This window comes from Candidatus Zixiibacteriota bacterium (assembly GCA_014728145.1).
Taxonomy (GTDB): domain Bacteria; phylum Zixibacteria; class MSB-5A5; order JAABVY01; family JAABVY01; genus WJMC01.
Genome location: WJMC01000076.1, coordinates 22,997 through 33,433, shown reverse-complemented (window position 1 = coordinate 33,433; position 10,437 = coordinate 22,997). Strand labels below are relative to the sequence as shown.

Genomic DNA, 10,437 nt, shown 5'->3' with positions numbered 1-10,437 from the left:
TTCACGCTATCATTATTTATGTAGGCGGAATGACCGTCTTTAATCACAATCTGGTTGGCCAGCGCGCCGGCGATTTTATATAAATCTTTTGGATTTACAGGCCAGTGGTAGTCGCCACAGGCTCCGGTTTCGGAGAAAGCCGGCTCGAAAGCATAGACCCGCGACATTCTCTCATCGCCCGGAAGACGTTTAGTAGCGAATTCACGCATATACTTAAGACGGTTGCGTCCGCACGCAAACGGATCCGCACCCAGCAGAACCAGGATATTTGCTCGGCCGATATGATATTCCGGGAAGGCTGTGTCGCCGAAAGCATCACGCCGGGTTTGCATGAAAGCGTCATGGCAGAGAGCTTCATAACGAATATGACGCGACTGCGGAAACTGTTCTAAAAACCTGTTAATCAGATCGCTACGCGCCGGGCCGTGCCAGGTACCGGTCAGGACAACCAGGTCGCCCTCGATATTTTTTAGCTTTTGAACTAATTCGGCATCGATCTCATCGAATGAGAGCTGTTTCTGAGCTCCATCGGGCGAGGTTTTGAGCGGATAACGCAGGCGGTCGGGATCATAAAGATTGAAGAGCGAGGCTTGTCCACGGGTACACAGCCTGCCACGGTTGAGCGGATGATCCGGATTGCCCTCGAGTTTGATCGGGCGACCTTCACGGGTTTTAGCCACTATCCCGCAGGCGGCCGGACATTCCGAACAGGTCGAGGCATAATAGTTTGCCAGCCCCGGGACAACTTCTTCGGGCTGTTGCGAATAAGGCACGATCTTCTCGACCGGCCTCTGCCCGCAGGCGATCAGGGACATCATCGCCGCCAGGCTCCCCAACTTCATAAAGTCACGGCGCGAGAAACTGGCCGGACCATGATTCTGCTCAAGGAATTCTTGCGGTTTGCTGAAGAATTCTTCCGAGCGAAGCTTCTCGACCTCGGGATCATTGTAGTATTCTGCTAATGTCGACCAGTATTTCTTCGATCTGTCATCCATGTTTGTAACTCAAGCCATTTTCTTAATTGTGACAGGTGTTGCACTGCTGGGGAGCATTATGCTGTACATCTACACCTGTAGCCTGTTTTTCCGGGAGTTCTGATTCATCTTTAATATATTGAATACCTGCCTCCTGCATAGTCCTCAAAGTCCAGTCATCGATATACTTCAAATACGGATACCTGTAAACTATTTTAGCGATATCACCGGCATTGAGCGTGGCCACCTTCTCAAAATACGGCAGAGAATAGTCGTTATCGCGATGGCAGATCAGGCAGTCGCCCATCTCCAGCCGGTTGACCTGGCCGATAACAGCCATCTCCGAAACTTCGCCGTGGCAGGTCTCGCATTCGATACCGGCGTTGACATGCCATTTATGATTGAAATAGGCATGATCGGGCAGACTGTGCACCCGTACCCATTCGATCGCCTTGCCCTCATCGTAAATCGATTTCATCGTCTGCACATCTTCCTTGTCGATCGCCACAACAAAATGACAGCCCATACACCTCTCTAGCGATGGAACAGTCGCATGGGGACCTTTTTCTGCCGCCGTGTGGCAGTAAAGGCATTCGATCTGGTAATCGCCGGCATGGATCTTATGTGAATAAACGATCGGCTGGTCGGGGAAATATCCGACGTTGTTGTAGATATTATCAAGATAGTAGACCACAAATGCCAGGAATACGAGGATGATGAGAATCAGGTGGAGTTTGTTTCTTAGAAATGGTTTCGCGTCCAATTTTATCCCTTTGATTCAGCAGTCCAGCTGTGTGCGACCGATGTCAGTAACCTGCCGTCAACTTTAGCTTCAGCAGGATTGTCTCATCGGAATATTGCGTCACAGATTAATCTTCCTCTTTTTTTGCCTCGGCAATTTATTAAAAATATACGCAACCGAATCGAGATTTTATGACAAAAAATGTAATTTACTACAAGTTTGTCAAATAAACCGATCTAACTATTATGTATAAGCTTACAATGACTGAACGTGATGAGCGGACGGGACTGTTTTTCCTCTGCCATCCCCATTCAATATAAGGATATTTTAAAGCTTCGCTCAAGCTGTGTCAATTAAAACCTTTTCGATAATAGCCATTTAAGTTTATATTGGAACATTGACATCAGTTATTGTTGTTGTTAAATTGATGACAATTATTTAGTAAACTTACAGGAGGAATAAAATGGCAGCTGTCTCACAGGCGGTTTTAGACGGCCTCAATCAGGGAATCCAGGCGGAACTGGCTTCCTATGTTTTCTATAAAAAAAGCATGGATGTTACCGATCGCGACGATCTCAAGGATCTTCTGGCGCAACTGGCCTCCGAAGAAAAGAGTCATTACAAGATACTGGAACGTCAGTACGACAGCCTTGTTCGATCTGAGATGTGGGTAACTTACAACGACACCATGAAAGAACCCGGATTGCCCAATCTGGATGAGAAGATGGAAGATGTTCACGAGGATTTTATTGACGAGATCTCCAGCCAAATTACTCCCAAACGGATTCTGGATATAGCCCTTTCGCTGGAAATCAGGGCTCGCGACCTGTACGCCGGGCTGGCGAAGCAGATCGATGATCCTTCCGGCAAGGAAACGATGGAATATCTCTCCAAATTCGAGGATACTCATGTGCGCAAGATCAAAAAACTTCAGGAAGAAGTCCTGAAATAGCGATATGTTTTGTTGCTCAACCGGAGGCCTGATCCTCCGGTTTTTTTTATTTATGGCGATTGCATCAAAATGGAACCATCGCTTTATCATCCTGTTTTCTATAAATCAAAAGAATACAAACATGTGGAGGATATATGCGCACCGAAAAAGATTCAATGGGTGAGATTCAGATCCCGGATCGGGCACTCTATGGTGCCCAGACCGCGCGCGCGGTGGAAAATTTCAGGGTTTCCGGGCGTACCGGACAGAGTGAATATATCTATGCTACCGTCGAGATAAAAAAAGCAGCCGCCCAGGTCCATGACAAACTCGGTCTGTTGCCAAAAGACAAAGCCGATGCCATAGTTTCCTCGGCTGACCTTGTACTGGCGGGTGAATTTGACGATCATTTCGTAGTCGATATCTTCCAGGCCGGTGCGGGCACTTCCCACAACATGAACGTCAACGAGGTCCTGGCTAACCTGGCCAACCGCAAACTGGGTGGCGAACCGGGCAATTACGAGCATATCCATCCCAACGATCATGTCAATATGGCGCAGTCGACCAACGACACGATCCCGACCGCGATTCGTCTGGCCTCATTGACTATGCTAAAGGATTTCTACCCGGTCCTGAGCCGCATGATCGATTTATTTGAACAGAAGTCCAGAGAATTCGATGATGTAATCAAATCCGCCCGGACTCATCTGCAGGACGCTGTCCCGATCAGGCTGGGCCAGGAATTTTCAGGCTATAAAGTCTGTCTCGATAATCATCTCAGGCATATACAAACTGCCGCCAAAGAACTTGAAGCGCTCGGAATCGGCGGTTCAGCGGCCGGTACCGGACTCAATGTCCATCCCGATTACCGTCGCCAGATGGTCGAGACTCTCTCGAAGAATCTCGACCTCGAACTGCATATGGCGGATAATTACTTCGAGGCGATGCAGTCGATGCGTCCGTTTGTTAATCTCTCGGGAACCCTTCGCGGGCTGGCAACCGACCTGGGTCGAATCGCCAATGATTTCCGCCTCTTGTCCTCGGGTCCACGGACGGGACTGAGCGAAATCAACCTGCCCCCGGTTCAGCCCGGATCGTCTATCATGCCCGGCAAAGTCAACCCGGTCATGGCCGAGATGCTGAACATGGTCTGCTTCCGGGTGATCGGCAATGACCTGACGATATCCTCAGCCGGCGGTGCGGGCCAATTGGACTTAAACGTGATGATGCCCCTGATCGCTGATACGTTAGTCGAATCGATCAAGATCCTGACCGGCGGAATCGAGTCGTTCAACCGCCGTTGCCTGGCAAATATCAGCGCTAACCGCGAGCGTTGCCGCGCTTACGCCGAAAACAGCTTCGCTATGGTGACCGCCCTAAATACTGTTATAGGATACCTGAAAGCGGCCGAAGTCGCCAAAGAATCGGAAAAAACCGGTAAACCGATCAAACAAATTGTGGTCGAAAAGGGCTATTTGAAAGAAGAGGAACTGGATATATACCTGTCACCCGACAAACTGACCGAACCGGGAATTCCCGGCAAGTAGTTCAGCGTGGATACTTTCCGGCCAGTTTCATCATAAAAACATGGGCGGAATGGATGAAGCCTGGGTCCGTTAAAAACATATAAGGACAATATCCGGGGATTACTTCAATATCGTTCGTTCGGCAGTATTCGACTGCATCCTGAGCGTACGCCCCCTGCCCGATCGAGCGGTAAAACCATACCATTTCGATTCCCGCCGATGGCGCTTGACGGCAGACACCCATGGTTTTTTCAGCCGGGACCAAAAGCAACATTGCCCTGGGGCAGTCGGGAATATCATCAATATTCGAGAACACTTTGATCCCATCGATTTCTTTTTGATTAGGATTTACCGGGACGATCTCATAATCGCGGGAGATCAAATCACGCATAAGAATCCGGGAAAAATGCTTTTCATCAGAAGAAACTCCCACCATTACAATCCGGGTTTCCGCCAAAAACTTATCTATCAACTGCCGAATTCCCATAGCGACGGAAAGGTAAACATGAACTGGAAAAGATGCAATTTTTTTGAGTGTTTCGTTTCGAATAAATAAACTATACGGGTTAAATATGGAAACCTGGCGAATAAAATGACGTAGGTAGGTGTAAGCTCTGTGAACGGATAAATAAATAGTTGATTGACAAGTTGTAATAATGAGCTATTTTTCGGAAGCTAAACATGAAACATGAGATTTCCAATTCGAGCACTAACCGGCTTAAGATGGACTCTGAAGAAAAACACAATCCCAGGACCGCAGATTTATCTGCACTAAAAATTGACCGGCAACGAGAAGAACGGATAAAGACACGCAAGTGGACCAAGGCGATACCATGGATTCTGGTAATTGCCGTTCTGGTTGTAGGATATTTTATTGCCCTGGATCGTTTGAAACAGGGTAAATCGGTCGACACCACAAAAGTCCGCCTCATCAAAGGAGCTTCGGCCCAGGCCACCCTGTCGGCCTCCGGTTATGTTGTCGCCCAGAGGCAGTCGAATGTCGCCTCCAAGGCTACCGGCCGTCTGGTATTTCTCTCGGTCGGCGAGGGCGACAAAGTACTCGAGGGGGATATTATCGCGCGGGTGGAAAGCGACGATGTTCGAGCGTCGCTGGCATTGGCAGAGGCTAATCTCGATATCGCACTCGCAGACAGTGTCGATGCCGCCTCGAATTTCCGTCGCAACCAGCAGTTGTATAACAACAACCTGATCGACGAAGCAGAATTTGAATCATATCAGGCCATGTATGCCAAGGCAAACGCGACTGTGCAGGCCCGACGGGCATCGGTTCGTTCGGCCGAAATCAGTGTCGACAACACGATCATCCGGGCACCATTCAACGGCACCGTCATCAACAAGCTGGCCGAAATCGGCGATATCGTTGCGCCGATGGCTTCCTCGGCTTCGGCCGCGGGAGCGGTGGTGGCGTTAGCGGATATGGCTTCACTGGAAGTCGAAGCCGATGTCTCCGAAGCCAATATCCAGAAAGTTTCGGTCGCACAACCCTGCGAGATAGTTCTGGATGCCTACCCGGAGGTTCGCTACACCGGTTATGTTAAAAATATCGTCCCGACCGCCAACCGCGCCTCTGCCACGATCATGTCGAGAATTGCTTTCAATCAGCTCGACAGCCTGATCTACCCGGAAATGTCTGCCAGGGTTTATTTTATGAACCCGGACGAGAAACCGGTTGAAGTTGAGGAACCGTCATACCTCGGGTTATCGTTAAATGCTGTCATGGAAGACGATCGTGGCAGTTACGTCTTTTTTGTCGAGGGTAATACAGCCAGAAAGAAATATATCGAAACCGGTAAGACGATCGGTCGCACTGTCGAAATCTTAGGTGGTTTAGAGGATGGCGACGAGGTCGTTCTAACTCCGCCTTCCAGCCTCGAGGATGGCGACAAGATCGAACTCGGTGAATAGATAAAAACACTGTTTCAATAGAGTAGTATTATGTCTGAATCTATCGTTCGAATCAATGATCTATATAAGGAGTATATCCGAGATGATATGCGGATCCCGGTCCTTCAGAATATCAACCTGGATGTTGCCGAGGGAGAGTTTTTGGCGCTGATGGGACCTTCAGGGTCGGGCAAGACCACGCTTCTGAACCTGATTGCCGGAATCGACCGTCCCACCCGGGGCGATCTTGCGGTTGCTGGCGAATCGGTTGCCCAGCTGACCGAGGGACAACTGGCCCGCTGGCGCTCCAATCATATCGGATTTATCTTCCAGTTTTACAACCTGATACCGGTACTGACCGCTTTTGATAACGTCGAACTTCCGCTTCTTTTGACACGCCTGAATAAGGCCGAACGCCGCAATCATGTCGAAACCGCGCTTTCAATCGTCGGCCTGGCCGACCGGATGGACCATTATCCGCGCCAGCTTTCCGGCGGACAGGAACAGCGAGTGGCTATCGCACGGGCGATTGTAACCGACCCGTCGATTCTTTTGGCCGATGAACCTACCGGTGACCTGGATCGTCAGTCAGCCGAGGACATCATGACTCTTCTCGGGCGTCTTAACGAGGAATTCAAGAAAACGGTTATCATGGTTACCCACGATCCCAGGGCAGCTGAATCGGCCAAAGTCGTACGTCATCTTGACAAAGGAGAGCTGACTTAAGCCATGAAAATTCTCAAGCTCATCGTAAAGAACGCTTTCCGTCATAAACTGCGCACTTTCCTGACAATTTTAGGGCTGGCGGTAACAGTCATGTCGTTCGGAATCGTCAGAAATATCCTTGAGGTCTTTAACTATTCTCAAGATGATTTGGTTCCGGGTCATTTGATTTCCCGTCATAAGACCTCGATGATGCAGTTCCTGCCGATTACTCATCTGGATAAAATGAGACAGGTTGAAGGCGTGGAAGCGGTTACATATTCTTTCTGGCTGGGCGCAAAATATGGTGACAACCCGGAGGAATTCTTTCCGCGCATGGCAATAGATGCTGATAATTTTCATAAAATTCGCAGTGACTGGACAGTATCTGACGAAGATTTAAAGAAATTTCAGGCAAAGAAGAACGCCGCCCTGATCACTCCCGCCCTGGCACTGGATAAAGGCTGGGAGATAGGCAAACAGGTCACGGTCGGTTGTGATTATTTCGACAATGTTCAACTCGATGTCGAAATTGTTGGCCAGTTTGAATTTAACCAGGAACAACAGCAACAGACCAAGTTTATGATGGTCCGTGGTGATCTGTTCCGGCAGTCAATTGGTCAAAACGTATCACCTGAACTTGAGCACCAGGTCGGCTGGATCGAGCTTCTGGCCGATCCTCCCGATGAAGCGGCCGAGGTGGCAGCCCGGGTCGATTCACTTTTCATGAACAGCGACTACGAAACCAAAACTGAGTCGGTTAACGCGTATGCGGATGCTCAAATTGACCGTTTCAAGACGATCATAACCGCTTTGAAGGTAAGTTCATACCTGATGATCGGAGTTATTCTTCTGGTACTTTTGAATACAATGTCGATGGTTGCTCGCGAGCGAATATCTGAAAATGCTGTCCTGAAAACGCTTGGATTCAGGACCGGTCACCTGGTATTCTTGAATTTTGGTGAATCAATGATTGTGGCTCTATTGGGAGCTGTGTTAGGCGCTTTTTTGATCTGGCCGGGAATCATCATGTTCAAGCAATTGATGCCGTTTTTGCAACAAGTCGAATATAAATGGATAACATTGGCATGGGTGGGTCCCGCTCTCGCAATCGTCGGCATACTGGCATCGCTGGTGCCGATACTAAAGGCGACCCGTACGACAATTGTCGACGGTCTCAGGACACTCGAATAGCAAGAGGATTTATTCATGGAATACAGCTCGAAACCGTCCAGCATGAGATTGCTCGGATTGATAATCTTCATCCTGGGGATCATCTTTTCCCTGCTTTCCGCCTTCCTGATTCTGGGTAAGACTGTTCTTTCAGAGGATGTCGAGGTCTTCATCGATCAGTATTTCGATTTCGAAGCCTTGACGCTTCTGGTTATCCTGATGGTCTTTCGTTCGCTGTATCATCTGGTGATGGGTATCGCAGTCATGAAAGGCCACAACTGGGGGCGGATCTGGTTTTTGTGGCTGATGCTTTTTGAAACCATGCTGGGTCTTTTTGATATCGACCTGGTCGATGCCGGGCGCGCGGTTTTGTTTCTGCTGTTCTGGTACCTGTTAAGCAGGCCGAGCCTGACAGATTATATGGGTAAAGTCACGATTCCATTTAAGTATACATTCAAGAGCCTCTTCTCCCGTCCGTTGACAACGGTTTTGACAATCCTCGGAATCAGCCTGGTATCTTTCATGTTCTGCGGTGTGCTGATGCTGGCGGCTGGAATCCAGAAAGTTCTGACCTCGACCGGTGAAACAGACAACGTGGTCTTTATGGAGGAAGATAAGTTTTCCGAAGTTCAAAGCTCGCTAATGCCCGATGAAGTCGATAAACTCGAAAACCTGGGCTTTTTTGCATTTGATGAAGAATACAGCGAACAGCTTTTTTCACCCGAATTGATTACCAGCATTTCTTTACCCTCCAAAGAGGATACGACGGAGTTGAAAAACGTCACCATGCGCGGGACAGGTGAGATTGCGCCTCGACTGAGGCGTGATTTCAGAATGATCGAGGGTGAAATGTACGAAATGGGATTGCCGAACTGTATTGTGGGTAAATCTCTGAGCAAGCGAATGGCCCATTGTAATGTCGGTGATTCCATAAATGTGGCCGGTGATTATTTTAGAGTTATCGGGGTCTTCGAATGCGGCGGTTCGATGTATGATTCCGAAATCTGGACCGATATATACAGCCTGACCGACAGCTACAACCGGGCCGGAGTGGCCGGATCAATTGTTTTAGCGAGACTGGAAGAGCCGGGTGAATTCGAAGCTCTCAAGCAGACTTTGGAAGACACCCCCGATCTCGAAGTCAAAGCCTATATCGAGAGAAGCTACTACGAAGGCCAATCCGAAAACACCACCGGATTTCTGAAATACCTGGGTATGTTTATCTGCGTGGTTTTTGCCCTGGGAGCAACGATCGGCGCGATGATTACGATGTACTCGGCGGTCGCCAATCGCACCAACGAAATCGCCACCCTGCGTTCCCTCGGATTCCAGGCCGAGGGCATCCAGGCCGCGTTTCTGATCGAGTCGATGCTGATCGGCACACTCGGAGCCATCCTGGGCATAGCAGTCGCCTCGATTTTTTCAACATTCGAGTTGCAGATGTTCTCCACAGTCAACTTCTTTGGCGAGTTCTATCTCAAGATGACGCTGACGCTCCTGACTGTGATGTATACATTTATCTTCGCGATTTCAATGGGCTTCGTGGGAGGAGTATTCCCCTCCATACGGGCGACCCAGATGAAAATCGTCGACGCTTTCAGGTAGACTGAAACTCATGACAGTTGACTGCAACTATAAATCCTGTGCCAGTTCCAGAAATCTCTGGTACGGAATTGCGTTCCAGCTTTCAGCCCGCTCAGCCCCGAAAGCCAGCGATATCATCGAAACCTTCGCCGCCTCTTCGGCATTGTCGGCCTCATAGATATCCAGAAAATCATAAGGTCCAAGCAGTGCGTAGTGATCCAGAAACTTTACTGTGGGGCATTTTTCCTTGACTTTGTTGAGCCATTCCCGGCCTACAGCCGCGCGCTCTTTCATCTTCTGGCTGATCTCGGGCGGAAGCTTGGTCATCAGTACGAAGGTAGGCATAACAGACTCCTTTCTGTTTGTAATAATGATAGCCTGATATTCTCGTAGATCAAGACAAAAAATAAGACCGCCTCTCAAGGCGGCCTCATTCTATATTCTCGCAACGAACAATCGGGTTCACATGTTCATGACTTCTTCGATTTTCTTGGTCAACTCGCCCACGCGATAAGGTTTTTGAAGCAGACCGTAGACACCGCGATCCATAAGCCCTCCGATCCCGCTCTCCATTGAGTGGCCGGTGGATATCAGAACACGCACATCGGGAAATTCTGACTTGAGATGTTCGAAGGTCTCTTCGCCGCTCATAGTCGGCATTGACATATCCAGGATCGTGACATCGATTTTGTCCCGATTCTCGCGGTAGACCTCAATTCCACTTCTTCCATCTTCTGCAGTAATGACTTCATAACCGACCTTCTGGAGGATATTTCGTCCGAGCTGACGAATGATTTCCTCGTCGTCAATTAAAAGAATAGTACCTCTCGAATCTGCGGGGCGATCGTTCATCGGAGATTCACTACCTTTCGCTTGATCAGGTGGTAAAGGTTTCATGTA

General features: G+C 49.0%; 11 protein-coding genes. 6 read left to right on the top strand and 5 right to left on the bottom strand.

Annotated features, from left to right (window positions below; genetic code table 11):
- On the bottom strand, positions 1 to 995 hold a 995-nt coding region (locus GF404_04950; GenBank protein ID MBD3381528.1), incomplete at its 3' end, for a hypothetical protein.
- Between the two features lie 22 nt (positions 996 to 1,017).
- A complete protein-coding gene (locus tag GF404_04945) occupies positions 1,018 to 1,737 on the bottom strand; it encodes a hypothetical protein (GenBank protein MBD3381527.1) in 720 nt (239 codons plus the stop codon).
- A 442-nt stretch (positions 1,738 to 2,179) separates the two neighbouring features.
- Between GF404_04945 and GF404_04940 the strand changes: the two genes are divergently transcribed.
- Both GF404_04940 and GF404_04935 read left to right on the top strand, forming a co-directional pair.
- Positions 2,180 to 2,668 (top strand): hypothetical protein, encoded by a 489-nt coding sequence (locus GF404_04940; GenBank protein ID MBD3381526.1) that lies wholly within the window; start codon positions 2,180 to 2,182, stop codon positions 2,666 to 2,668.
- Between the two features lie 134 nt (positions 2,669 to 2,802).
- The gene (locus GF404_04935; protein ID MBD3381525.1) at positions 2,803 to 4,194 is read left to right on the top strand and encodes an aspartate ammonia-lyase; all 1,392 of its coding nucleotides are present in this window, start codon (positions 2,803 to 2,805) and stop codon (positions 4,192 to 4,194) included.
- Between the two features lies 1 nt (position 4,195).
- On the opposite strand, the gene GF404_04930 is transcribed toward GF404_04935, so the two are convergent.
- Positions 4,196 to 4,660: a CoA-binding protein gene (locus tag GF404_04930; protein MBD3381524.1), complete on the bottom strand. Its 465-nt coding sequence runs from the start codon at positions 4,658 to 4,660 to the stop codon at positions 4,196 to 4,198.
- A gap of 194 nt (positions 4,661 to 4,854) precedes the next feature.
- On the opposite strand from GF404_04930, the gene GF404_04925 reads away from it, so the two are divergent.
- Genes GF404_04925 through GF404_04910 form a run of 4 tightly spaced genes read left to right on the top strand, consistent with a single transcriptional unit; the run spans position 4,855 to position 9,558 of the window.
- Positions 4,855 to 6,099 (top strand): efflux RND transporter periplasmic adaptor subunit, encoded by a 1,245-nt coding sequence (locus tag GF404_04925; GenBank protein MBD3381523.1) that lies wholly within the window; start codon positions 4,855 to 4,857, stop codon positions 6,097 to 6,099.
- Positions 6,100 to 6,129: 30 nt separating this feature from the next.
- The gene (locus tag GF404_04920) at positions 6,130 to 6,804 is read left to right on the top strand and encodes an ATP-binding cassette domain-containing protein (GenBank protein ID MBD3381522.1); all 675 of its coding nucleotides are present in this window, start codon (positions 6,130 to 6,132) and stop codon (positions 6,802 to 6,804) included.
- A 3-nt stretch (positions 6,805 to 6,807) separates the two neighbouring features.
- Entirely contained in the window at positions 6,808 to 7,974 is a 1,167-nt protein-coding gene (locus tag GF404_04915; GenBank protein MBD3381521.1) for an FtsX-like permease family protein, read from the top strand.
- 15 nt (positions 7,975 to 7,989) lie between these two features.
- Entirely contained in the window at positions 7,990 to 9,558 is a 1,569-nt protein-coding gene (locus GF404_04910) for an FtsX-like permease family protein (protein MBD3381520.1), read from the top strand.
- Between the two features lie 27 nt (positions 9,559 to 9,585).
- Here GF404_04910 and GF404_04905 read toward each other — a convergent pair whose 3' ends face one another.
- Complete coding sequence (locus GF404_04905) at positions 9,586 to 9,882, bottom strand: GYD domain-containing protein (GenBank protein ID MBD3381519.1); 297 nt, start codon at positions 9,880 to 9,882, stop codon at positions 9,586 to 9,588.
- Positions 9,883 to 9,999: 117 nt separating this feature from the next.
- On the bottom strand, positions 10,000 to 10,434 hold the full coding sequence (locus tag GF404_04900; protein MBD3381518.1) for a response regulator: 435 nt from the start codon (positions 10,432 to 10,434) through the stop codon (positions 10,000 to 10,002).
- Positions 10,435 to 10,437: the final 3 nt, after the last annotated feature.

Coding starts and splice junctions, on each gene's coding strand:
- GF404_04940 (MBD3381526.1), top strand. CDS start 2,180: ATGGCAGCTGTCTCACAGGCGGTTTTAGACGGCCTCAATCAGGGAATC.
- GF404_04935 (MBD3381525.1), top strand. CDS start 2,803: ATGCGCACCGAAAAAGATTCAATGGGTGAGATTCAGATCCCGGATCGG.
- GF404_04930 (MBD3381524.1), bottom strand. CDS start 4,660: ATGGGAATTCGGCAGTTGATAGATAAGTTTTTGGCGGAAACCCGGATT.
- GF404_04925 (MBD3381523.1), top strand. CDS start 4,855: ATGAAACATGAGATTTCCAATTCGAGCACTAACCGGCTTAAGATGGAC.
- GF404_04920 (MBD3381522.1), top strand. CDS start 6,130: ATGTCTGAATCTATCGTTCGAATCAATGATCTATATAAGGAGTATATC.
- GF404_04915 (MBD3381521.1), top strand. CDS start 6,808: ATGAAAATTCTCAAGCTCATCGTAAAGAACGCTTTCCGTCATAAACTG.
- GF404_04910 (MBD3381520.1), top strand. CDS start 7,990: ATGGAATACAGCTCGAAACCGTCCAGCATGAGATTGCTCGGATTGATA.
- GF404_04905 (MBD3381519.1), bottom strand. CDS start 9,882: ATGCCTACCTTCGTACTGATGACCAAGCTTCCGCCCGAGATCAGCCAG.
- GF404_04900 (MBD3381518.1), bottom strand. CDS start 10,434: ATGAAACCTTTACCACCTGATCAAGCGAAAGGTAGTGAATCTCCGATG.